The organism is Ktedonobacteraceae bacterium (genome assembly GCA_035653615.1).
Classification (GTDB): Bacteria; Chloroflexota; Ktedonobacteria; order Ktedonobacterales; family Ktedonobacteraceae; genus DASRBN01.
Genome location: DASRBN010000006.1, coordinates 54,888 through 78,333, shown reverse-complemented (window position 1 = coordinate 78,333; position 23,446 = coordinate 54,888). Strand labels below are relative to the sequence as shown.

Here is a 23,446-nt window from a genome sequence, read left to right as displayed (position 1 = left end):
CCGTTTGAACAAGCCCCCAGTATCCTTATAACCAGACAAGGTGAGGAAAACGGAAACACGAAAAAGCCCGCATTCCTCACCGGCACTGGCAACCATGAGTATCGAGAGTAATCAACACGTACAGGCATAGCTCTTCCAGCATGAGAAAGGAGAGGCACACATGAAGCATACAGATTGCTCGATGATCTTGTCCTGGTTGAAAGCCGTTTGGCAACACTGGGGTAGCTACCTCGTATTTGCTTGCTTGCTCGTTCTGATGATCGTACTCACTATTTCACCACGGATGCCTTATCCCTGGTCTTGAGCAGGCGCGTATCCGTTTGCTCGTTGCACCGGAGAAAGGGCAATGCATACAGGTATCGCGATGCGACCTGCCGCAGGGGGGCAAAAGGTCTGTCAACAGCCATCAACTCGGTTGAAGAGGAGAGGTACGGAAGATGTCATGGACGGTCATCAATGAAATACTCGGCCTGGCAGCCGTTGACCAGAGCTTTTGCGAGGAGTTGTTGGCATCTCCGCTCGAAGCGGTACAGCGACGAAAGTATGAGCTGACGCCCAAAGAGCAGGCGGCCATCCAAGGAATTGTGGCCCGCGATATCTACGAATTCAGTCAGATTCTTCTTGACCGGCTTGGCTCAAAGTATCAAGGAAACGAACCATGAACAGCTGCGACTACGTCCAAACAACCGACTCGCCACAGGCGGACAACACCCAGCAAGAGCTGGAGCACGGATGCCAGCAAAGAGCGGCAGTCGTACACCTGGAAAACATCCGCAAATCGTATGGTGCTCTCCAGGCAGTGCGCGACCTCTCGCTGCGGATCGAGGAGGGCGAGATATTTGGCCTGCTAGGTCCAAATGGCGCGGGCAAAACGACCACACTTGAAATGATGGTCGGCTTGCGCACACCTGACGCCGGCCATGTCAGCATCCTCGGTTGCGATCCCCAGGCAGAGCGCCTCTCACTTGTGAGCCGCATAGGAGTGCAGCCGCAGGAGGCCAGCCTGTTCCCTACCTTGAGGGTTGAGGAAACGTTGCGCTTATTTGCCAGCTTTTACAGCAATCCGACCGGTGTGGACAGATTACTTGACCTGGTGGGACTGGTTGATAAACGCAAAAGCCTGGTCAAGAGCCTCTCCGGTGGCCAGCGGCAGCGCCTGCTGCTCGGCATCGCCCTGACCGGCGACCCGCAGCTGCTGTTTCTGGATGAACCAACCGGGTCTCTTGACCCACAGGCCCGCCGCCAGATCTGGGACGTGATCGAGGATTTCCGCCGCCGCGGGCGCACCGTCGTGCTGACAACGCATTCGATGGAGGAAGCGCAAACACTCTGCGACCGGGTCGCGATTATGGACCATGGCCAGATCATTGCCCTGGCCACACCCGATGAGCTTGTGCGCAAGTACGTCCCGCTCAAAACGATTTGCTGCACCACGCGTCAGGCACTCGACCCGCGTGAATTGCAGCGCCTGGCAGGCGTCAGCACTGTCAAGATAAAAGCTGCGCGTGTAGAACTCGTGACGAGTCAGAGCGATGAGACATTGCGCGCCCTGCTCAATCTACCAGGTCTCTATGACTTCGATGTTCGCTCCGGCAGCCTGGAAGATGTCTTCCTTGCGCTAACCGGTCGCACCATTCGCGATTAGTGCGAGATCAAGAAATCTGTCAGGTGAAAGGAATGGCATACACCAGGAGGAAGAAGATGAAAGATTCGCTGAAGCAGTTGATACTGGCTAATTTGCGGGAATTGATCCGGGACAAGATGACCTTCTTTTTCGTACTCATCTTCCCGTTCCTGTTCATCTTCCTGTTCGTCTTCATCTCGATGGCGAATGGAAAGGTACCGCAAGGAGTCGGAGGGAGCCAGGTGTATGACCCGCTGCGCTACTCGTTGCCCGGTATTCTGGTGATGGCATTCACCTCGTTAGGCATGTTTGGGCTTGCCACACCCCTGATCATGTTGCGACAGCGCGGCACTCTGCGCCTGCTCGGATTGACACCGCTCTCGCCGCTCGATTTCGTTCTGGCGCAGCTGGTTGTCCGCCTGATACTGGCATTGGTGCAGCTCATCGTCATCCTGATCGTAAGTTACATACTGGTGGGAAACATTCCTTTCCAGAATTTGCCGGGCATTTTTCTGAGCGCTTTCCTGGGCATCGTGATGCTCTTCGCCCTGGCGTATGTCCTCGGCGAGATCATCCCCTCGCCAGAGGTCGCCGGAGGTCTGATGGGTGGCATGATGGCACCCGCCTTGATGCTGACCGGTATCCTGCTCCCTTTCAGCATCATGCCCGACATTGTGCTGACAGTTGCCCGCTTCATCCCTCTGACCTACCTTGGGGATGCGCTACGGCAGCAGATCATCGGTGGCACACCCATCGCGTCCCTGGCAGTTGACGACCTGGTACTCTTTGGCACCGCCGTTGCGCTCATCGCCCTGGCAGTACGGCTGTTCCGCTGGGGCCAACCCGATACACACAGTATAGCTCCAAAGCGCGCGAAGCTGGTGAATGGACAAAGCTAGAGCAGATAGGCCAGCAGAACCCATCGTAGATACATTGATGCAGGAGGCTAGACGAGTTATGGTAACGGACACGCAAACCGCTCATGCAACGCTTGAAGACTTGATACAACCTGCCGGTGGCCTGATCGGCAGAGCAGTGCAACTGCCGATCCAGCCGGGAGAGCCGCGCTTCCCAATAGTGAGTGTCTCCATGGGCGATATAGGTCAACCACTGAGTAGCGTAGCGCGCGCCCTGGAGGGCCGCTCCGCAACAGGCACGCTGGATGGCGCGGGAGGCTCATTCGATTACGATGAAGCCAGGATTAAGGCCATCGCCGAAGGACTGGAACGATATTCCAGCTGCGCCTACGATGAGAAGCAATTTCTCTGGGCCACTGCCGAAGAACTGGGTGACGAGGCATTAGACCTGGACAGCATTCCCAGGTGCAGCGAGAAGGAACTGGCGCATCCTCGCTGCCCAATAGTAGCACCCGATAAGCGAGCTCCGATGCGCTGGGTGCGTGGAGTTTCGCTGCTGGATGGTCGCCTGGTCTGGGTACCCGCCGTGATGGTCTATTTACATATCCCATTTTTGAGCCGCGGGGAGCGTATCTGGTTACCTATCTCGACCGGTTGCGCCGCGCATACGAGCCTCGAGCGAGCGCTGGCCGGCGCCATTTGCGAGGTACTCGAACGCGATGCTATCTCGCTGACCTGGCTGCAGCAGTTGCCGCTGCCTCGTATCGAATTGGACGTAGTGCCTGGCTGGCTTGAACCTTACCTGGAGCGAAACGCCCGCGCGAGCAGCGGAGTGGAGCATCTTTTCTTCGATGCCACGACCGACATGGGCATACCCACGGTCTACAGCATCCAGCTCTCGCCGCGCAACGACAAGCTGGCCACCCTGGTCATGTGCAGCACAGAACTGGACCCGGCAGCAGCCATCGCAAAGGTGATCCGCGAATCGGCCTCGTCGCGAATAGCAATGCAGGCGCACGGCGAACCACCGGCCAGCTGGGATGATTTCCTGCACGTCTTCGATGGAGCGAGCTATATGGGCTATCGCGACCGGCTCCCGGCATTCGATTTTCTGGTTCATTCACCGCACCGCCGGCGTTTAAGCGAGATGCCCGTGCTGAAGTCTGGTGAGGCTCGCCAGGACCTGCGCACATTGCTGGCACGCCTGAAAGAACGCAACATGGAAACCATCGCCATAGACATCAGTACGGATGAAGCTTTGCGGGTGGGCATGCGAGTAGTACGGGTGATTATTCCGGCCCTACAGCCGCTCTCGTTTAGCTATCGAGCGCGCTACCTGGCCCATCCCAGGCTCTACGATGCACCCAGGCACATGGGCTACCCGGTTCGTTCAGAAGACCAGATTAACCCCTGGCCGCAGCCCTTCGCCTGATACAGAAAACGGCAAACCATCAACCTGTTGTTAGAAAGCAAAAAAGCAATCGAAGCGAGAGGAGTGTGGAACAATGGACGCCAACTCGAACAGCAAGCTGCAAGAACCTGTACATATTGTGCCGGTTGGCGCGTTCGGTCAAGCCATAGCAGATGTCCTGAAGGAACTGTTACCGGATGTCGTCGAGACGAAACCTGATCCAGGCAACAAAACATCGCCGGCCTTATGGCCCGTAGCGCGCGTCAATATTTTGGCCGCCTGGCGACCGGTGCCACAGCTGAACCGGCTATGCGAGGGGATCAGCTACGCCTGGAAGAAACACTTTATTCCGGTGGTGCTGGAGGACCGCTCTCTGCGCGTTGGACCGGTCGTCGTGCCAGGAATGGGAGCCTGCTACAGATGTTATGAGAAGCGCTTGCTCCAACACTCACCCCGGCAGGCCATCCACTCCGCATTGCGCAGCCATTATGAAGCCCATCCGCAGAGCGGGCCGGCGGGATATCTGGCCCCATTCGCCGAAATCGCCGCCATTCGCCTGGCCCAGTTCATAGCCCGCCTGGATGCCGACCCGGCTTCAGAAGCCGGCAGGCTCTGGCAGATGGATATCATCACTCGCCAGACGCTGACGGCGCGGGTAGTTGGCGTACACGGCTGTCCTCGCTGTGGTTTGCATCGTGATGAGGCCACGCGTAGTTACATGCCATTACAACAGGAACTCGCGCAACTCCTTTCCGAGCGCACTGTAGAGCGTGAACTCGTTGGCATGAACGGTCATGGAGGGAAAGTATTATGGAGCAGAAACTGATTGCAGCCGAGGCCATGGCTAGAGCTGTGCGCCTGGACCCACAATTTGCCATGCCGCAGCGTCCCCATTTCCCGGCAGAACTGGTCGTTGTGCCCATGGAGGATGGGCTACTTGTAGAAGGGGGCGAGGATTCGCAGGTACTCAGGGGAAAGGCTACCAGGAGCCTGCTGCCACGTTTGCTGCCCCTACTGGATGGCAGCCGCAGCCTTGAGCAACTGGCACAGGCTATACCCGGTGTCCCAGCAGAGTCCATCTACAACGCCGTCGCGCTGCTCTATACACGCGGGCTTCTAGAGGATGCTGCTTTCGATCCGCAGGACGCGGACCCTGCTCGCTTTGACCCACATATGCTGGCGTTCTTTCGCCGCTATGTGGACGTAACCCGCGTCAACCGGAGCGCGTTGCAGGCGCTGGCTCGCCTCGGGCAATCACAGGTGGTCATCTACGCCCTCGGCCCTCATGCCGACCTGGCACGCGCTCATATGCATATGATGTTGAAGCAGGCAGGAGTCGGACAGGTGTACACCGGAGAATGGGGTACCGACCCGGGATCTCTGTTAGACAAACAGGCGGGCCGGAGTGTTGTGATCGTACTGGTCGAGGGAGAAGATGATCAGGCCCTTTTGCGGCAATTGGACGAACAATGTGCGCGTCATAACATCCCCTGGCTGCGAGCGTCAATCAATCTCAACGGCCAGGTAGCCGAACTGGGCCCGTATTTTGAGCGAGGTGAAACGCCCTGTTACAGCTGTTTTGCCCGCGCCAGCTTCCCACCCGCACTTTACGAGAACCGGGAAGAGAAAGCTGACCAGGCTCAAACGAGCTGGCTAGACGCGCGCCTGTGGGCCAATATGCTGGTTGTCGAGGTAATCTACCTGCTGAGTCGCATCTCTTTACTGGCCACCGGGCTGAACGTTACCCGCTACAGCCTGGATGATTGGTCCACGCAGCGCCTGCGCTTCCCCAAGCTGCCAGGCTGCCCGAACTGCCGTCCCGCCGGCGTCGAAATGGGGCCGGTAGAGACAGCGGTCGTGTACGAGGACGCCGTTTCATTCCCGTCGCGTCACCTGCTCGATCCCAAGAGCCACCAGATGCACTATCGTGCCAGCAATCTAGAACTGGCGCACGAGGGCAAGCGCTATCCGAGTGCCGCACAGGTGCAGTTGCCAGATCGTACAGAATTGATTCGCCCGCGCGGTACGGTCCTGGAGAACTTGCCGGGAAAGACTGCTTCCCCGCCAGGCGCGGAACTGGATTTAACACGACTCGCTACGCTGCTCATGTTGGGCGCGGGCATTCGCTACAGTGACGGCAATAAGGCCAGCAAATTGCAGCGCTGGTCGCCGACCGGCGGCAATCTCGGCTCGGTAGAACTTTACGTCGTGGCACGAAACGTCACCGGGCTGGAGCCAGGCCTCTATTTCTACCAGCCGCACGAGCATACACTGGCCATCCTTGAGCGAAGCGGGCAAACGAGCGAAATGGACGCCTTCCTGCGCGAGGCGCTGCCACGAGAAAGCGAGTTGCTGGCAGACGCATATGTCATACTCACAGCTGCGCACGATCGCGTTTCTCACAAATACTCGGCTTTCGCCTACCGCATCATTCACCTGGATGCCGGTGTGGCGCTTGGCCAGATGCACATGGTCGCAAGCGGACTCGGTCTATCGGCTCAAACCATACAGAGCTGGGCCGATGACCGGATCGCCGACCGGCTTGATCTGGAAGATATCAAAGAAGCCATTACCGGTGTGCTTGCCCTCCGGGGCGTCTCACCCGAATCACAGGAGGAGGAAGTGCCATGCTAGATACCATCGAGATGACTACCGTAGGCCAGAACTGCCGGTACGATATTCGCAGTTACGCATCGCTCGAGCCTATTCACGTCATGATCAAGCTGTACAAGGAGAGCCGTAAGGGAGTTGCAGATGCGCTCGCGGCCCCCCGGGAAGTGCCGGGTCACCTGCTCTATCGCCCGGCTCCTGGAGAGCTCATGCGCTTACCGCAGCCGATTGAGCAGAGTCGGCCGCTATACCAGGCCATGGTGGAACGCACTTCTCTCCGCTTTTACGATGAGAAGTCGGTCAGCCAGGCTCAACTGGCCACGATCCTGCACACGGCAAGCACCGGGGACCGCCAGGACTGGCCACAGGAAGGAGAGGCAGGCATTCCACTACAGTTTCTCCTGGTAGCCTGGCGAGTCGAGGACCTCGCGCCGGCTGTCTACCGCTACGAGCAGGATGAACACGCGCTCGTGTACGTGGGGCCAGCCCCCAACCAGAAAGAGGGAGGCGCTAACCTGGTTTTGCAGACTGAATTCGGCGATGCTCCGCTGATTGTCTTGATCACCGGCAATCTCGCGGCGGCATGTGCCCGTCATGGGGCATGGGGTCATCGCCTGCTCCTGCTACGGGCAGGGGCGGCAGGACAACGTATGTGGTTATCGTCGATTGGCGTAGGGTTGGTAGGAACGACATTCGCCGGGTTCTTGCCCCGTGCGGCCCATCGTATCGCAGGCGTCGATGGATATAAAAATGCCAGCCTCTTCGCCTACTCAACCGGCTATCTGCATCCTGATTATATTCTGAGCAAATAAGGCACGAAAGGAGGTGAGCAAGGATGGATTTGAAGTCCCTGCAGGCTGTGGACCTCGACTTAGGGCAAGGCGTTCGGACAGAGCAGGAGGATTTGCAAGAACTCTTTGCCGAGGAACTTCCCGATCAAAATGATCTGGTCGTGCCAAACGGCACCTGGGGTTCGATTGGCTGCTTTGGCTCCGTGGGAACCTTCAGTGGCACGGCAGGCACGGGTTCGTGCGTCAGCACTGCTTCTTGCGTCGGCTAGCAATAACCGGCGAGCCATACAACAAAGGCTGATCCGATCTAGCTCAACCTGGGCATGAAGGTCCGCCACCAGTATTTGCGGCAGAACGTCGCGTGAGAAAAAGCGAAGCAGCTTATGCTCTGACGGAGTCAGGGAGAGGACGAGAGGATCAGCAGGCATATCTAAACAACAGGACTGGCGACGGCATTTCGCCAGGTAGCAAACGCAGGCAATTGTAGGAAAGGAGAAACAGCATGATGAACGGATTGAATGACACGATCATCCAGAAGGACCAGCAGCAAGAGATCGCTGAGCTTGACGAGTTGTTCGCTGAGGAATTGCCTGATCAAACTGACCTGGTAGCTCCCAACAGCACCTGGGGATCAGTCGGCTGCTTTGGTAGCGTGGGAACCTTCAGCGGCACCGCCGGCACCGGTTCGTGCGTCAGCACCGCGTCTTCTTTCGGCAATTAATTGAGTGGAATACCCTCGCGGTTCGATTGGTCGTAGGTAGTTGAGTTATCTCAACAATTTTGAAACACAGAAAGGATGGAACAGCACATGATGAAGAACGAGAACATCAACGAGATTACCGTCAGCGATGAGCAGATGCCCGAGACCGATGTGATGGATCTTTTCGCCGAGGAGCTGCCCGAGCAGAACGACCTCGTCGTACCATCCACCACCTTCAGCTCGCTCACCAGTATCTCGAGCGGAAGCTGCCCATGGTCAACGGCCGGTACGCTTACCAGCGCTTCTTCTATCGGTTAGTCGTCAGTAGCTGTTAGTTGTCAATAGTCAGTCAGTTCAAGAAAGGAGACAGAATTCATGAACAACGTCGACTTCGATCAGATGGTTGAGATCCACGATGAGGAGAAAGAGAACGTTTCTCTGGAGCTGTTTGCGGAAGAGTTGGCGGACCAGGCTGACTTCGTCCATCCCAACTTCTGCACGGCTGCCACAATTGGCACTGCCGGTTCGTTCTCATCCGCCAGCAGCTGCGGCAGCAGCTTCTCATCTGGTAGCTCCATCTCGTCCGCCTGCTAAGCCAGCAGGTGGGCCTGGTACCCCGACCGCCCTCGAGGCGGATCGGGGCTACCGTCGAATTTCAATTCCAAACGGGAGGTCGGGAAAGGACCCAGGCTCATTTCCTGCCGCTTCTCCCTGGGGAGCGTATACGAGCAAACCCGAAAAAGCCAGGGGCAAAGCAATAGCAATGGTAGTGAGAGTAAATGGCGAGGCCGGTTAGAGCGAGGTGAATCATATGCAGACATTAACCACAGAGAAATCCAACAACATCGAGGATCGACGGCCGATCATCCTGGCAGAGGGTATCGAGCTGCTGTCCGGCATGAATGATATTCCGCTGCTCTATAATGCGAAGCGCAAGAGTTATATCCGTCTCAGTACTCTGGCAGCGGAGGTCATGCGTATGCTGCTAGAAAGTCCAACCTCCCTTACCCGGGAGGATATAGAGCAGGCTCTATCAGCACGCTACCCCGGCAAAGAGGCCCAGATCGCGGACAAAGTACGAGCATTTTTAGGGCAACTACAGGATGCTGAAGTGATTGTGCAGCCCGCAGGCGAGGGAGCGAGGCCCACTCCAAAATTTTCGCCGAGAAAATTTGCCCGTAAGGTTCTACGCCGCCCCATGCTGCGCATCGGCCTCTGGCATCCAGAAAAACCGCTGGCTCAAAACCTGGTCCATCGCGTCGATGCTCTTGCGGGCGATACATCTAAAACATTGCTCGGCCTCTGGTTCATGGTCGCGACACTGACCGCCTTCTACGTGCTTGTGCAGCATGGAGCCGGTCTGCGCGTGGGTCAAATTGTGTGGCCTTTAGTGATTGGTTACTTCTTGCTGCATCTCACCCTCCACGAGCTGAGCCATACACTGGTAAGTTCCTATTACGGCGTGCGCATCCGCGAAATTGGCCTCGCCCTGCTCTACTATATCTTGCCCGTGGCCTATGCGGACCGCACGGACGGTTACCGCCTTCGTGATCCGCGCCAGCGCATCCATATCGCCCTGGCCGGCCCGGCTTTTGATATTTCGGCGGCCGCCATCACAGCCGCTCTTGTTCTCGCCAGCAGTGGCTGGCTTTCGGCAAGCCTGTACGTCGTCCTCTTCATCGAGGTCGCGACCTTCATCTCGAACCTGAATCCGTTGATGCCCAGCGATGGCTATCATGCCCTCGAAGCGGCTTTCGGTGAACTCAACTTCCGCCAGAGGACGTTTCTCCTCTACTGGCACTGGCTCACGTTTCGCACGTTACCGGCGCAACTGCGCGCCTTGCCCGCTCGCCGGAAGTTGGTACACGCTGCCTACGGTCTGCTGATGTTTGGTTATCTGGGACTGATCGTCTTCTTTCTCCTGCACATCGTCGCAGGTCTGATTGTGGGGGTGGTATAGCTATGACAAATCTGCTACAGCAACGCGCGCAAGAACAAAAACACACCTATGGGCCGGTTTCAATAGCCCCCTTTGGCGTTGCCAGAATCGGCGGCATCCCGGCTGGACAACTGGATAAGCTACACCTGTACGAGACGACGCGCTCTATTCGATTCGCCCTGGAAGCAGAGCAGGCCATGCAAGCCATAGGGCCGCAGATTGAAGAAGCATTGTACCGCCTGGTACCGCTTGTGGGCGACGACAAAGAACTACGGCGTCGCATTCTAGCAGTCAAACGCAATGTCCACAACCTGCGTATGTGGCCGGAAGCCGCCTCGGATATTGAGCAGGTGGCAGATGCCCTGGGTGAGGAAGCGCACCTGCTGCGCGCGTGGTTCCGCATGGCTCGCGAGCGCGAGCATACTTTGCAGAAGGCAAGCGTGACCTACGAGCAGGAATTGCATGAAGCGATGCAGGCGCTCGCACGAAGTATACAACAGCCAGAACTCCAGCAAGGGCTTGCCCTGGTCAGTCCGAGCCTGCTTGAGGAATTGACCCGCCCGCTTCAGTTGCAGGACTGGCGTCCGACCAGCAAACTGGCCCGGTCGAGCCTCTCCTACCTCACGCGGGCCGCGCTCAAGACCAGCCCCCTGAGCACCTTCACACACCTGGCGGTCGTCCATCATGCCCCTGAGAAAGAGGATAGGGCCAGGATACCACAAGCGGCTCAGACTGAGCCACACCGCCATGTGCGACTGGTGCGCATGCTCCCGGCCGCCCTGCTGATGCAAATCGCCTATTCGCCGGAGCTGGCACCGGCCCTACAATTCGAGCCAAACGCCGGGTTGTGTCATGCAGGCAGCAGGTTGGACAAAGTGCGCGTCCTGACTTCAGAGTATACCGTACACGACGATTTCGCCTGGCGACGCGAAAGTACCGTAGAGCGCAGATTCGACCGCGAGCGACTTCCAGCCCTCGCCGGCTATCTGGAATCCGGGCGGCCAATCTCATATGCGCAATTGATCCAGCTGCTGACCGCGGGCAAGCCGGCCACAAATGTCCATAAGGTAGTAACACAACTGCTGGATATGCAACTATTGAAGCCCATCGCCCCCTATTCAAGGCGCGACCCAGAGCCAATCGCGGCGCTAGCTGCAACGCTGGAAAAATTGAATTCCCCCCTTGCTATTGACATCTCCTCGCGTATGCGTCATGTACAGGCGCTGGTGAAAGAGAGCCACGCCGCAAGCGGCCCGGAGAGACTGCGCCTGTTGGAGCGCATCCGGCAGGAATCCGCGGCCATCTTTTTGCGGCTCGGCTCCTCTCCGCCCGCGTGGCTGGCTACATGCAACCTGCTTTACGAAGATGTTCAATACAGCGGCCCCGCGATTACCTTGAACCGGCATATAGAGGAGGATCTGGCACGCGTCGCCACTATCCTTCGCCCAAGTATTATTCGTGGCAAGCTTTACGACTACCTGTACCGCTACTTTATAGAGCGTTTTGGTTCTGACGGCGAAACAAACGATATTCTCGGCTTTCTTGAAGACTTTTTAGCGCGTGAAGATGCCACCGAGCTACTGACACGAGCAATGATGGAAGATCGCGTTGCCTTGCAGAGACCTGGCGGAGGGCGCTGTGATCTTCCCAGCGGGGCGAGCGCGATGCCACCGGCGGTGACAATCTTTTACCAGCTGGTGGCCGAAAGCGAGGAGGCGCTAGAACGCGGTGATTACAAACTGGTGGTGAACCAGGTATGTCCGGGGCAGGGAGGGCTGTTGGGGCGCTTTGCCGGTCTGTTGGGAGATGGGCATGGGAATCTGGATGAGTTGCTCTCCAGCTGGGTCGCGTCACTACACGAGGACGGTGAAGCGATGGAGATGCCGGTGGTAGGCGATTGGAGCAATTTACAGGGGGAAATAGGCGTGACCAGGCAGACGTTGCGCTGGCCTGCTGAATTGTCGAACGAGGGTGATGGAGAGCGAACACGAGAGCTGCGCGAACTGCGTTTGCGAGCGAATCCCAACGATGAGACGCTTTACTTCATCGATGCGCAGGGGAAGGTGATCGCGCCTTTGTACCTGGGCGTTGTGCCGACCCATCTCATTAGCCACGCGGTACGGCTTTTCCTGATGCTGCTTGATCCCTGGGTCAGCGATTACCCGGTAGGCTGGAATCTTCATCGCTTTAGCCAGCGTGATACGGCTCCCACAGAGATAGAATACTTCGCGCGCGTTGAAGAGGGACGGGTGATCCTGCGCCGTGCCCGCTGGCGCATCCCCGTAGACCAGGTGCCCATACGGCAGAAAGGAGAATCGGACTTCGACTTCTTTGTACGGGTGCAGCGCTGGCAGCGCGAGCATAATCTGCCTGACGAGGTGTTTGCTTCGAGTGAGCGCGCCCAATTGACTTTGCAGGCCAAAGCGCGCAAGCCCGTCTGGATCTCCTTTAGCAGTCCGCATACACTCGAACTCCTACGCCAGCTCCTGGACAAGGATGTGCTGGCGATCAATCTGACGGAGGCGCTTCCCAACCGTCACCAGCACTGGGTGCAGCCCGATCCGCAGTTGCCATCCTCTCGACATGTCAGCGAATTCATGGCCCTGGCTCGCTGGCCGTCGCCGCAAAAGGAGCAACCGGCGACTGCATTCACCAGGCGGACGGCCCTGGAACACGACCGTGACAACTGGCTGTTCTTTAAAATCTATCCTGCGCGCTCCGACCAGGTGGATCAGGTGGTGACTCACATCGTGCAACCGGCTATCGAAAGCGCGCGCTTCAGGCCGGAGCTTCAGCGCTGGTTCTTCACACGCTATATGGACAAACGGGGCTGGCATATTCGCCTGCGTTTGCAAGGCCCATCTGACTTACGGGAAGCATTGCGCGGGGAAATTGGCAACCGTATTGAGCAGACGCTGCCACAGCTGGCCTATGATAGGGCACATCATCTCCTGCCGGCGAATTTGCTGCCGCAGCCTGTGATGGCTGAGCCTGGTTACGTGCTGGCGGAGTATGAACCGGAATACGAAAAGTACGGGGGAAAGGCGGGAGTAGCTATCGCTGAGCGGCTCTTCCAGGCATCGAGCGAGGTTGCTCTACAGGCCCTGCTGCTAGAAAGCGGGGCGAAGCTGGATCGGATACTGTTGAGCCTGCTCTTGATGCGGTTGATGGCGGAAACTGTTTATACAGAACCGGAGGCCCGCGCTCGTTTCTGGAATCAGTACCTCTGGTATTGGAGCGGCCAGGATCGCTCCGGCGCTGCTGAGCTTCGTGCCAGTTTCAAACAAGGAGCCGCATCGCGCTGCGCCTTCCTCTCCAGGCAGCTGGCGGAGATCGCCGCGCACCCGCTGGCAAGCAGATTGATCGACTCGTACCGGGAAGCCTTTCTCGCCACGCTCGAGGCGCTGGCCGGCGCCGGAGACCAGGTAGCTGAGCCGGCAAGCGGCCTGTGCTTCGATTACATGCATATGAACAACAACCGGTTGGGGATTCTCCCCCTGGAAGAGAGTTATCTGGCGGCATTGTTGCTTGAAATCGAACGAGGAGGGATTCTTCGTTGCACTCAGAATGACATGGCTGGCCATGTCATTCTGAGTGCAACGAAGAATCCCTCTCCTGAGGCGATGCTGCCGACCAAACAGGAGGTGCCTTCATGCAGCAACTCGGTCTTGACGCTTTCCAGGTAGGCTTCGTGCTTGTTGGCGCGTGGCTGGGAAGCCAGACGAAGTCTTCTCGCGCCTGTCGCTTCGCTTTTCTGGCACTGCTTGGCCTGGGTTCGATCTACCTCGGCTGGGCCGGCCTCAATATGGTCTCGCCTGAGGTGGCCCGCCTGTCACCCATCAACGCTTCGGGCCGCCAGGCGCTGGCAATCGCCTACTGCTTGACGGCTATCGCCAGCGGTTTGCTTCTCATGCCCAGTACGCGCAGGATCGTGATGCGTACATTTGGTTGGGACCTGCAAGCGCCTGAGCGTATTCTGGGTACCTGGCTCTTTATCATCATGCTCTTCGTCAACGTGACATTGCTTCTGATCGCCTCATCCTATACGATCATGCTGGTGGCGAACGGAGCCGGGCACAATAACCCGCTGGTCAACGAGGTTGCACGCGAATTGAGCTACCTGATTATTGCGATAGTGGGAGCGGGCCTGTACTTCCGCCGCAGCCTGCCCGCTGTTATTGAGCGGCTTGGCCTGGACGAGCTATGTTTTGAGTGGGAGCGGACACTGGCTGTCGCGGGAATAGTAGGAGGCGGTGTATTGCTGAGCGTGCTGGGAGCCAGTATCCTCAAACACTACGATATCGCGGCCTACAATTCGCTTCGCTTTACCATAAATAGCAGTCTGCCATATAACGATGGCAATATGGCGCAGATAGTGATCCTGGCGCTGGCTGTCGGCCTGGTGGCGGGAATAGGGCAGGAAATCCTGTTTCGCGGTCTCCTGCAGCCAACCTTTGGTCTGCTGCCCACAACCCTGCTCTACACGGCCCTGCACAGTCAGTACGGCCTCTCACCGGCAATTGCCCTTGTCTTCGTATCAGGTCTGGCATTCGGCTGGCTACGCCAGCGCTACTCAACCTGGGCCGCCATCATCGCCCATATAGCCTGTACCACCCTTTGCATTGTATTGTGGTGGACTATAGTGTAATGGTATAAAAAAAGTTGTAGAGGTCGATCATGCTCTTTCCTGCATGGTCGGCTCGATCCAGATAGCAAAAAGGAGCAGTACATGGCAAACGAACAACAGCGACAGCCTCCAACACCCACATCCTGCCCGGAATGCGGCACGATGCGGGTCGTAGCGGAGGGAATTAGCAGCACGCGGGTACACAAACCGGGGTCATCTTTTGTACCCGGCATAACCCATTCGGATAGTGAACTATGGGCATTAGTCTGCCCCAACTGTGGTTATACGACCTTTTACGCCAAAGAACCCTACCGGTTCGCTTGAATCAGGCAGTTGAAATAACGAGGAAGGAGGTTTTTTCTATGATGACAACTGCCCGGCTTATTGGCCTGCTCTTTCTGGTTCTCGCGGTGGCTATCCCGGTTTTCTTGTGGTTCGTCGCGGGTGAACGAGCCTTGATTATCGGCCTTGTTTCCGTCACCGTTCTCGTCAGCTTTGGCCTGCTGTTTCTTTCGGGACGCTGGCCCAGCCCTCGAAGGCTGTCGTAAAGCCGTAAATAGGACGCCCACCGGTAAATAGAAAGGAGGGGTTATGAGCGGATTTACTACCAGGCAACTCGGAAAGACCGGTCTGCAGGCCAGCCCTCTGGGCATAGGAGGCGGCTGGGGAATTGAAAGCAGCGATCTCCTGTACGCTTTTGAGCAGGGTATCAACTACTTTTTCTTTTCCTCCGACCTCCATCACTTCTCGTATCGAAAATCAGCTGCCGCCCTCCGCACGTTATGCGGCATGGGTTCCTCAGTACGAGACAGGGTGATCCTGGCAACAGTGAGCTATGTCAACGACCCGGATAAGATTCCGGCCATCCTGATGGATCAATTCGGCGAGCTAGGCGTCGATTATATTGACATCTTTCACTGGGGCTGGATCACCGATAACAGCGACTGTGATTCGCTGATAGAGGCTGCTAATCAACTGAAAGCAGGCGGCAGTATCGCGCGCGCATACCGTCGCAACCAGGCCGCTATGCTGATGGCGCAGGCCCACAAGGTGAATGAGGAGCTACTGAGTCGCGGCCTGGTACGATTTGTCGGTTGCTCGTTCCACTCGCGCCAGGCGGCCCACAGGTCGATGGCGAAACTCGATGTGCTGATGCTCCGCTATAACCTCTCCCATACCGGTGTGGAACAAGACATCTTCCCTCATCTCACGGGAGATAAAGCGCGCGACCCTGGCATTGTCGCCTTCAATGTTGCGCACGAGGCGAACAACTTCTTTCATATTCCACCGCGGGGTTATCCGGCAGATCACTACGTGCCTACCATCCCTGACTGCTACCGCTTCGCGCTCTCCAACCCCTATGTGGATGTCGTACTGACAGGCGTAAGAAACCGCGCCGAAGTAGATCAGGCCCTGGCGGCTATGCAAAAAGGCCCGCTGAGCGAAGAGGAATGCGCCTATTTGAGAGCATATGGCCGTATTCACGCCGGGAAAGCTCCGCTGCCAGGGCCACGCCAGCCTGTCGCGGCAGGCCGCTGACAGGTGAGCGCCTCTTGCTCTCTTTCCTGAGTCAGGCAGCAACCCCAAAATGGGGGAGAAAACAATCACTTCGGCGCGTGATGGCATATCCCAATGCACATGCTATAGTTGGGGGTGTCGAGCACATATCGGAGCCATTCATATCCTTGTGCATATAGCTGGAGGCGTAGCACAGAACTGCTCGTCGCCTTTAGCCCTGAGGAACGAAAGGGGAAGAAGCTCTGGCGTTACAAGCTTTCAAGGGCATTTAGAAGTTCTTCACATCCTCAACACAGCCGCTGGCTTGCGTATATACAATGTACGTGCGCATCCCGACCCACCCATCGCGCCGGTGCGCCGTGATCACATAGACGCGAATCTCTCCCCCATCTGGCCGCGCATGGGCGCCAACAAAGTCTACCTTAAGGCTCAAACCCTCCCTGGCCTCGGCAGCGCGCTCCTCCTGCACCTGGTTGGCAAGCACTGAGAGTGGTATCTGCACCTGCAAGGTTGGACAGAGCTGGTGCCAGCCCAGACTGCCATCTCGCTCAACCACCGATTGCATGAATGTATCAGCAGGAACAGGCGCCTTCAGCTGAACCGCCAGGGCAATTACCAGCATGACAGTGATTACTACCAGCCCTATCCACGCTATTGGTGAACGGAGCAAGCGCAAGATAACGAACCGGGTACGCCTTGCAGAACGCCCTACTTGTTTGTCCTCCGTGTGCTTCTCCCATTTGCGTTCAAACATGATTCAACCTTCCCAAGGACAGGCCCACGGCTTCGCCGTAGGGGCCGATTGATCGCGCCCAGCGCCGATTGATCGGCCCGCGTCCATCATCAGAAAAGAATAAAAACACGATCTGCCTCGACAATCAGCGACCCGTCCCGCGCACCAGTTTAGTGTAAGAAGCGACACAATGCTATTGCCCACCTGGTATAGAAATGGTATAGGCCGGGAATACTCTTGACGATGACGATACTCATAACGTTTTCATGATCAATCCTCCCTATACTGGTAGCAGAGAGGGTGAAGCGAGCCGGCGAACATCTTCTAGAGGCGTGGTGAACGGCCGGCCACATACAGCATGAGGAGTTGGAAAACTTCGCGCAAGATGGAGTAGCAGGACAGGCAGACGGACAACGCGGAAGGAGTGAGCAACCATGACAGTATTCGCCGTCCTCACGTTTCCAATCGCGGAAGCAGCCGAGAACATATCCCCAATAGTACAGAAGCTCCAGCAGCAATGCTTGATCCAGATCGAGGACGGGGTCATGCTCACCTGGCCGCGAGGATCTGAGAAGCCCAGCATCAAACGGCTCCCCCAGTTGGCCGGGCAACATATCCTGAGCGAGACGTTCTGGGGGCTCTTTGTGGGTCTGCTGTTCGCGGTTCCTTTCTTTGGCGAGGAAACCGGCCTCACCATCAGCACCCTCACCACGCATTTTGCCCTCTACGGCATCGACGAGCAGTTCATCAATCAGTTACGCAGCGCGATTGGTGAAGGAACCTCGGCCTTGTTCCTGCTCACAGGTGAGGCGGCCCTGGATAGACTCATGACGGCTCTAAAAGGCACACCTCTCGAGATCATATCGACCAGCCTCTCCCCGCAGCAAGAAAGCCTCCTGCTCAAATCCTTCATGGAAGAAAGCATGTCGTAGGAAGACAAGTTGGCGCGTGAGGGATTCTTCACTTCGCTCAGAAAGACATGCTGCGGGTATGTGATTTTAGTAGTAGCCAGAGGGGCCAGTAATCATGATCACATTCAGCATCCTCGAATTTCCAAGGGCCGAAGGGGCAGCGTATATGCTTCGTTCGCTACGGAAACTGCAAGAGCAACACCTGATCCAGATTGAAGACGGAGCCATCCTCACCTGGCCCCTCGGCTCCAGAATGCCCCGCATCAAACAACTCAGTCCTTTGTGTGACGACGGCGCATTGAGTGGCGCATTCTGGGGATTGCTTGTAGGTTTGTTATTCGCCGTCCCCTTCTTCGGCACAGCAACGTGCGCCGCCATCCGCGCCCTCAGCGTACAATTTGCCCGCTATGGCATCGACGAGCGCTTTACTAAACGAGTGCGCAACCAGATTATGGAGGGAACTTCGGCTCTGTTCCTGATAACAAACGGGTCTGTGATCGAAAAAATCATCGCTCCGGTCAAAGGAATGCCGTTCGAGTTCATTTCGACCGACCTGTCCCCAGAGCAAGAAAAGCTCCTCTGCGAATCCTTCTGGGAAAGTTCCCGGACAGAGATTTTAATCGACTGGCGCGAGGAATACGCCTATACGTTAGGTCTGCAGGCCTACATCTATGGCTTCCCCTGGGTACTTCTTCCCCAACTACGCTGGCAATGGGTCTGCCAGCCCGCTGGCGAAAGGGCTCCATATGTCGCCCTTAATCACTTCTGGCACGCGGAAGCCTTGCCCAGCACGATGTATCCCGAAAGAGGTTCACCCGACAATGACATCATGTACTCCATCGCCTGGGTGAATGTCCGCGACGAGCCCGTTATCCTCTCGCACCCCGACATGGGTCAGCGCTACTACGTCTTTCAACTGGCCTCGCTCGACGCCGACAATTTCGCCTATATCGGCACGCGCAGTACCGGGCAACATGCGGGGCACTACGCCATCACCGGTCCCAGCTGGCAAGGTCGTCTGCCCCCTGATGTAAATGTGCTTCAACCTTCACGCACTCCAACCGTCCTCGTTTTCGGGCGCACACAGGTTGATGGGCCCGAGGATATAGCCCAGGTGCAGGAGATCCAGAAGCTCTACCGGTTAACCCCCCTCAGCCTCTGGAAGCGGCCACACGTTCTGGCACCGGAGAGCCCTGACGTCTGGCAGCCATTCGACACCAGGTCCGACGCGCTGGCAGTCTGGAAGACCATGAACCGGGCGATGACAGAGGAACCACCACCGGCGCGGCACGCCGCCCTGCTCAAATTGTTCGCTACCATTGGTGTTGGCCCCAATCAGCAAGTCGAGCGCCTCGATACAGGCAGCAGGAGAGGACTGGTGCGAGCGGCGGCAAGCGGGCAGCAGTTTATCGAAGCAGTAGCCAACCAGGAGCGACCTGGCAAGCGGGTGAATGGCTGGCGCTATCCTCCACCGGCATTGGGGCAGGCCGGCCTGCATGATGATTTCATCACGCGCGCAGCCCTCCAGTGCGCGGATGCCATCATCGCTCTTGATCTACAAGAAGCCGTCAATCTCATTGCCGAAAGAGATAGCGACGACCGGCCGCTCACCGGAACCTGTGGCTACTGCCTGCGCTTCGCTCCACGGGGACTGCCAGAGGTAGAAGCCTTCTGGTCGATCACTATGTATAGCGCGGATCATCATCTCGTAAACAATTCGCTCGACCGGTACTCGATTGGCAGCCGCACACCGGGATTAGTATATGACCCTGACGGCGGGCTCACCTTTTTTATCCAGCACGAACCGCCGGAAAATGACCAGCTATCCAACTGGCTGCCCGCATCCAGAGGACCATTCAACCTGATCCTGCGCGCCTACCTGCCCGGACGCGCAATCGTGGAGCAGACCTGGGAGCCGCCGGCGCTGGAAGTGCTGTCCCAGTTAACCTCGCGGAGACAGAGGAGAAGAATGCAACAATAACAATGCCTATAACATTTTCATAACGCCTTCATCTTATACTACATAGAAAAGAGGGGATGAGAAGCAATGAAGCAATTTGGACTTGTCAAGCAGGATGGTCGCACGCGTGGCGAAAGCGAACACATTGTTCCTTCTGGCTCTATTCAGCCTCACGGGATCCTATTCCTTCTAAAGGAACCCGAATTCACTATCCTGCACGTCAGCAATAATACAGGGGATATTCTCGATATTTCTCCCCAGGCATTGCTCAATAAACGCCTTGATACTCTAGTAGAAGCTTCCCAGCTCGCGCAACTCAAAAATTCCTTATGGCAGGAAGACCTCTGGTTAATCAACCCCCTGAAATTGCAGGTAAAAGTACGCGAGAAAGATTACGTTTTCTTTGACGGCATTGTACACCGGACAGATGCCGGTCTGATCCTTGAGTTAGAACCTTTCATAAGAGAATGGACTTCTTTTTCGCATCTTTACCAACGCCTGCAGGCTTCTGTAGCAAAACTACAACATGCTCCAGGTCTCCTCCAACTCCTTCAGATCACAGCCGAGGAAATGCGGGCCACCAGTGGTTTTGATAGGGTCATGATCTATCAATTTGATAAGGAGAAGAATAGCGAGGTCGTCGCTGAGGCAAGATTGTCCGGTCTCCCTTCCTACCCTGGCCTGCGCATTCCCGCATCCAACTTCCCGGAACAGGTTGGTGAACTCTCCTGTCTCGATTCGCCCCACTACATAGCCGATGTGAATTGTTCGCCTGCTGCTATCCTTCCCGGCACCCAGGGCGAAACAGGCCGGCCCTTAGACCTGCGTTTAGCTGTGCTAAAAAGTGCCTCTCCTCTCTATAGAGCCTATCTCAGGAGTTTGGATGCTGCAGCCTCAATGTGCTTCGCCTTGCGGCAAGAAGACACGCTCTGGGGGCTGATAGCCTGTTATCATCAATCGTCAAAATTAGTTCCATACGAAACACGAATAGCCTGCGAATTCCTTGCGCAAATAGCATCTTTGTGGCTGACGATCAAGGAAGCCGATGCCTATAAAATGAATGGAGAGAGCCGATTCGCGGCTTTACAGCAGGCACATCAGCAGCTAGAGACTTCTGTTTATACATTGGTCCATGATCTAAGCATACCACTCAGCATCATTAGCCGCTTCGCCGAGCTTCTTGCTCTCGATAATCAGATCAGCTCTAATCCTCAAGACCAATCGTACATCAAGCATATTCTCGAGGCCGCTAAGCAAATGAAGGTATTCATAAGCAACTTGCTTGAATATCCACCCGTTGGCAATCAGACGATCTCTCTTAAGCCCATTGCGCTACATGAACTGCTACACGACCTGGCGCAAGAACTTCAGGTGCTTCTTGATGGAGCACAGGCAAAGATCTTTATACCTGAGGACCTTCCTACGATTGGGGGCGACCCGGGACTCTTGCGCCAAATTTTTATGAACTTGCTTAGCAATGCGCTCACCTACCGCCGTCCGGGAATTCCACCACAAATCAGAGTAAAGTATAAAGTAGAACCCCACTATGTGATCATCGGAGTCGCGGATAATGGCATTGGCATCGCTCCCCAGGATTATGACCGAATCTTTACGATGTTCCAACGGCTCCAGAACAAGGAACAGTACCCGGGGACAGGCATAGGCCTGGTTGCTGTAAAGAAAGCAGCCGAACTGATGGACGGGCAGGTATGGGTAGAATCAGTAGTTGGAGAGGGAAGTACATTTTGGGTCAAGCTTCCTCACTCCGCTCAGGATGACATGGTAGAACCTTTTCATGACACCCCTCATAACGCTTTCTAGATGGCTTCCCTTTACACTGAATACTGGAAAAGGAAAGTAGCGCTTGCTGGAGCGCACTCATCCTGATCCGCGAAGCCCCTTTCCCATGATGAAAAGGGCATTGAGAAAGATGCAGTGACTGCCCGAAAGGCATGCTCTCTGCATGAACGATTCTTGTAGAGAAGGAAGCCAGCATGCACATGCTGGAGATGGAGAAGATTTCTCTATCTGTTGTTAGCAAACGATAGTACAAAGGAGAACATTATGACCACAACGTACCGTGAAGATGTTCGCGGACGAACAGATCAAGCACAACAGCAGGATGGTTTTGGACAAAAGTCTTTCGAGGATATACTCCCTGTTCTGCTCACCACCATGGTAGCACGTCAACGCGAAGAGGTCGGCATCCAGCATCCGCTTCTGCTGGCCACTCTTCTGAGCCGCCGCTGGGAAGAGGGCGGTATCCAACACCCGCTCCTGCTGGCCGCTCTTCTGAGTCATCGCCGCGAAGAAATGGGAGTAGGAGGTATTGCTCCGTTCTTGTTGATGAACGTGATGAAGCGCAGTCAGCAAGGCGAGAATATAGTTCCATTTCTAGTGGCTCATGCAATAGCCAGCAGGAAGGAGCACGAGGAGATCAGGGAGATAATCACTCCGGTGATCGTGGCCGCCGTGCTGTGTAGCCAGAAGGGGCAGTAGCAAGTCCGTCAGAAAAGCTGAGGCGCTGCCTCCTCGTTCGTTTGTTGCTTCTTGAGGATTCGCCAGGCTTCGAGCGCCTATTTGGTGATCCTCGTAAGAGAAAGGGCTATCCAGGTTTTATGGCAGGAATCTGCCACCCTGGATAGCCCCATAGAACTTCCATTGCGGGTTATGCTCCTATGAGCAACCTGCAAGGAAGGTGAAAGGAATGACCTCATGACGACCAATGCTGGACAAGCAACCAACCAGGATACAGAATACAATTCACTCATAAAGGAACTGATGGGGAGCAGTTGGAATTTGAAAGGAGAAACGCAGTCGGAACAAGCCGCTACTCCCGCTTTAGCGCAAACACTGGTGAAGATGGTGGCCCAGAGCATGGAGCAAGCATCACCCTATGAAAAAACTATGCTTGTCGCGGCTCTTGCCCCGGTGATCGCCGAGGCTCTTGCCCCGGTATTAGCGGAAGCTCTTACCCCCGCCCTCGGGCAGGCTCTGAGCAATATGGCCACTTCTAGCCAGAGCGATCAGCGGGGAAGTTCCAACGGAGGTTCCGACAACCCGGAAGGACAATAAATGCAGGGAGCCGGTCACTCAATGCGCGTTACCCAGGGAAGAACGCCATGAGGAGGCCCAGACGCATGGCCACCAGTATGGCCTGCGTTCGGCTCTCAGCACCAAGTTTGGAAAAGACATGGCGGATATGAGCTTTAACGGTGGCTTCGGTGATCTGGAGGGCTTGCATCACCTCTTTATTTGAAGCGCCGCGCGCCAGTAACTGCAACACCTCCTGTTCGCGCCCGGTAAGGGGTTCAAGGGTAGCTGATAGCTGCGTCTGACCGATCAGCATCTTAGTGACCCGAGGAGAGAGATGGATACGCCCTTCCATGACATCCTGGATCGCCATATAAATCTCAGTGACCGGCGCCTCTTTGAGGAGGTAACCACCGACTCCTGTCTGCACGGCCCGATTGAGTAACGTGAGATTGGGTTCTTCTGCAAGCGCCACCACCCGGGTATTCGGCAGCAGACGACAGACAGTGGCGGTGACGCTGATCCCGTCCTGATCCGGCAGGTTTATGTCCATCAGCACTACGTCTGGTCGCAACAGCTGAGCCTGCTGGATCGCTTCCGAACCCGTTGCCGCCTCCCCGAGCACGCGGAATGCTGGATTTCGCTCAAGAATCTGCCGCAGTCCCACACGGGCAAGGGGGTAATCATCAACAATGAGAATGCTTATTGCCATTTCAGCCCTTTCTTGAGCAT

The 23,446-nt window shown here is 56.3% G+C and carries 25 protein-coding genes; 23 read left to right on the top strand and 2 right to left on the bottom strand.

Annotated elements, in window-relative coordinates; translation table 11 throughout:
* The first annotated feature begins 160 nt into the window (after positions 1 to 160).
* The 18 genes from VFA09_04190 to VFA09_04105 all read left to right on the top strand — a co-directional run bounded on the left by VFA09_04190 (position 161) and on the right by VFA09_04105 (position 16,098).
* On the top strand, positions 161 to 304 hold the full coding sequence (locus VFA09_04190) for a hypothetical protein (GenBank protein HZU66456.1): 144 nt from the start codon (positions 161 to 163) through the stop codon (positions 302 to 304).
* Between the two features lie 133 nt (positions 305 to 437).
* Positions 438 to 662 carry an Os1348 family NHLP clan protein gene (locus VFA09_04185; protein ID HZU66455.1) on the top strand — a complete coding sequence of 75 codons (225 nt, stop codon included), beginning with the start codon at positions 438 to 440 and terminating at the stop codon, positions 660 to 662.
* Positions 659 to 1,645, top strand: a complete 987-nt coding sequence (locus VFA09_04180) for an ABC transporter ATP-binding protein (protein HZU66454.1) — start codon at positions 659 to 661, stop codon at positions 1,643 to 1,645. The genes VFA09_04185 and VFA09_04180 overlap by 4 nt, the downstream gene beginning before the upstream one ends.
* A 56-nt stretch (positions 1,646 to 1,701) precedes the next feature.
* Positions 1,702 to 2,523, top strand: coding sequence for an ABC transporter permease (locus VFA09_04175; protein ID HZU66453.1), 822 nt, complete (start codon positions 1,702 to 1,704; stop codon positions 2,521 to 2,523).
* A gap of 58 nt (positions 2,524 to 2,581) precedes the next feature.
* A complete protein-coding gene (locus VFA09_04170; protein HZU66452.1) occupies positions 2,582 to 3,913 on the top strand; it encodes a YcaO-like family protein in 1,332 nt (443 codons plus the stop codon).
* Positions 3,914 to 3,986: 73 nt separating this feature from the next.
* Entirely contained in the window at positions 3,987 to 4,718 is a 732-nt protein-coding gene (locus tag VFA09_04165; GenBank protein HZU66451.1) for a TOMM precursor leader peptide-binding protein, read from the top strand.
* The gene (locus VFA09_04160) at positions 4,703 to 6,526 is read left to right on the top strand and encodes a SagB family peptide dehydrogenase (GenBank protein ID HZU66450.1); all 1,824 of its coding nucleotides are present in this window, start codon (positions 4,703 to 4,705) and stop codon (positions 6,524 to 6,526) included. Before VFA09_04165 ends, VFA09_04160 begins: the two co-directional genes overlap by 16 nt.
* The gene (locus VFA09_04155; GenBank protein HZU66449.1) at positions 6,520 to 7,314 is read left to right on the top strand and encodes a nitroreductase family protein; all 795 of its coding nucleotides are present in this window, start codon (positions 6,520 to 6,522) and stop codon (positions 7,312 to 7,314) included. Before VFA09_04160 ends, VFA09_04155 begins: the two co-directional genes overlap by 7 nt.
* 23 nt (positions 7,315 to 7,337) lie before the next feature.
* On the top strand, positions 7,338 to 7,562 hold the full coding sequence (locus tag VFA09_04150) for a thiocillin family RiPP (GenBank protein ID HZU66448.1): 225 nt from the start codon (positions 7,338 to 7,340) through the stop codon (positions 7,560 to 7,562).
* Between the two features lie 233 nt (positions 7,563 to 7,795).
* Positions 7,796 to 8,014 carry a thiocillin family RiPP gene (locus VFA09_04145; protein HZU66447.1) on the top strand — a complete coding sequence of 73 codons (219 nt, stop codon included), beginning with the start codon at positions 7,796 to 7,798 and terminating at the stop codon, positions 8,012 to 8,014.
* Between the two features lie 87 nt (positions 8,015 to 8,101).
* Positions 8,102 to 8,311, top strand: coding sequence for a thiocillin family RiPP (locus VFA09_04140; protein HZU66446.1), 210 nt, complete (start codon positions 8,102 to 8,104; stop codon positions 8,309 to 8,311).
* 57 nt (positions 8,312 to 8,368) lie between these two features.
* Positions 8,369 to 8,587, top strand: coding sequence for a hypothetical protein (locus tag VFA09_04135; protein ID HZU66445.1), 219 nt, complete (start codon positions 8,369 to 8,371; stop codon positions 8,585 to 8,587).
* A 217-nt stretch (positions 8,588 to 8,804) separates the two neighbouring features.
* Entirely contained in the window at positions 8,805 to 9,953 is a 1,149-nt protein-coding gene (locus VFA09_04130) for a PqqD family peptide modification chaperone (GenBank protein HZU66444.1), read from the top strand.
* Between the two features lie 2 nt (positions 9,954 to 9,955).
* Entirely contained in the window at positions 9,956 to 13,618 is a 3,663-nt protein-coding gene (locus VFA09_04125) for a thiopeptide-type bacteriocin biosynthesis protein (GenBank protein ID HZU66443.1), read from the top strand.
* A complete protein-coding gene (locus VFA09_04120) occupies positions 13,585 to 14,580 on the top strand; it encodes a CPBP family intramembrane glutamic endopeptidase (protein HZU66442.1) in 996 nt (331 codons plus the stop codon). Before VFA09_04125 ends, VFA09_04120 begins: the two co-directional genes overlap by 34 nt.
* Before the next feature lie 81 nt (positions 14,581 to 14,661).
* Entirely contained in the window at positions 14,662 to 14,883 is a 222-nt protein-coding gene (locus VFA09_04115) for a hypothetical protein (protein HZU66441.1), read from the top strand.
* Between the two features lie 38 nt (positions 14,884 to 14,921).
* On the top strand, positions 14,922 to 15,107 hold the full coding sequence (locus VFA09_04110; protein ID HZU66440.1) for a hypothetical protein: 186 nt from the start codon (positions 14,922 to 14,924) through the stop codon (positions 15,105 to 15,107).
* A gap of 43 nt (positions 15,108 to 15,150) precedes the next feature.
* Complete coding sequence (locus tag VFA09_04105; GenBank protein HZU66439.1) at positions 15,151 to 16,098, top strand: hypothetical protein; 948 nt, start codon at positions 15,151 to 15,153, stop codon at positions 16,096 to 16,098.
* Positions 16,099 to 16,345: 247 nt separating this feature from the next.
* Here VFA09_04105 and VFA09_04100 read toward each other — a convergent pair whose 3' ends face one another.
* On the bottom strand, positions 16,346 to 16,831 hold the full coding sequence (locus VFA09_04100; GenBank protein ID HZU66438.1) for a hypothetical protein: 486 nt from the start codon (positions 16,829 to 16,831) through the stop codon (positions 16,346 to 16,348).
* Between the two features lie 413 nt (positions 16,832 to 17,244).
* Here VFA09_04100 and VFA09_04095 point away from each other — a divergent pair, with 413 nt between their 5' ends.
* The 5 genes from VFA09_04095 to VFA09_04075 all read left to right on the top strand — a co-directional run bounded on the left by VFA09_04095 (position 17,245) and on the right by VFA09_04075 (position 22,756).
* On the top strand, positions 17,245 to 17,742 hold the full coding sequence (locus VFA09_04095; protein ID HZU66437.1) for a DUF1269 domain-containing protein: 498 nt from the start codon (positions 17,245 to 17,247) through the stop codon (positions 17,740 to 17,742).
* A 94-nt stretch (positions 17,743 to 17,836) separates the two neighbouring features.
* Positions 17,837 to 19,702 carry a DUF1254 domain-containing protein gene (locus VFA09_04090; GenBank protein ID HZU66436.1) on the top strand — a complete coding sequence of 622 codons (1,866 nt, stop codon included), beginning with the start codon at positions 17,837 to 17,839 and terminating at the stop codon, positions 19,700 to 19,702.
* Between the two features lie 66 nt (positions 19,703 to 19,768).
* A complete protein-coding gene (locus tag VFA09_04085; protein HZU66435.1) occupies positions 19,769 to 21,502 on the top strand; it encodes an ATP-binding protein in 1,734 nt (577 codons plus the stop codon).
* Between the two features lie 243 nt (positions 21,503 to 21,745).
* Positions 21,746 to 22,180 (top strand): hypothetical protein, encoded by a 435-nt coding sequence (locus VFA09_04080; protein HZU66434.1) that lies wholly within the window; start codon positions 21,746 to 21,748, stop codon positions 22,178 to 22,180.
* A gap of 216 nt (positions 22,181 to 22,396) precedes the next feature.
* Positions 22,397 to 22,756: a hypothetical protein gene (locus VFA09_04075; protein HZU66433.1), complete on the top strand. Its 360-nt coding sequence runs from the start codon at positions 22,397 to 22,399 to the stop codon at positions 22,754 to 22,756.
* A gap of 28 nt (positions 22,757 to 22,784) precedes the next feature.
* On the opposite strand, the gene VFA09_04070 is transcribed toward VFA09_04075, so the two are convergent.
* Positions 22,785 to 23,426: a response regulator transcription factor gene (locus VFA09_04070; GenBank protein ID HZU66432.1), complete on the bottom strand. Its 642-nt coding sequence runs from the start codon at positions 23,424 to 23,426 to the stop codon at positions 22,785 to 22,787.
* Between the last annotated feature and the right edge of the window lie 20 nt (positions 23,427 to 23,446).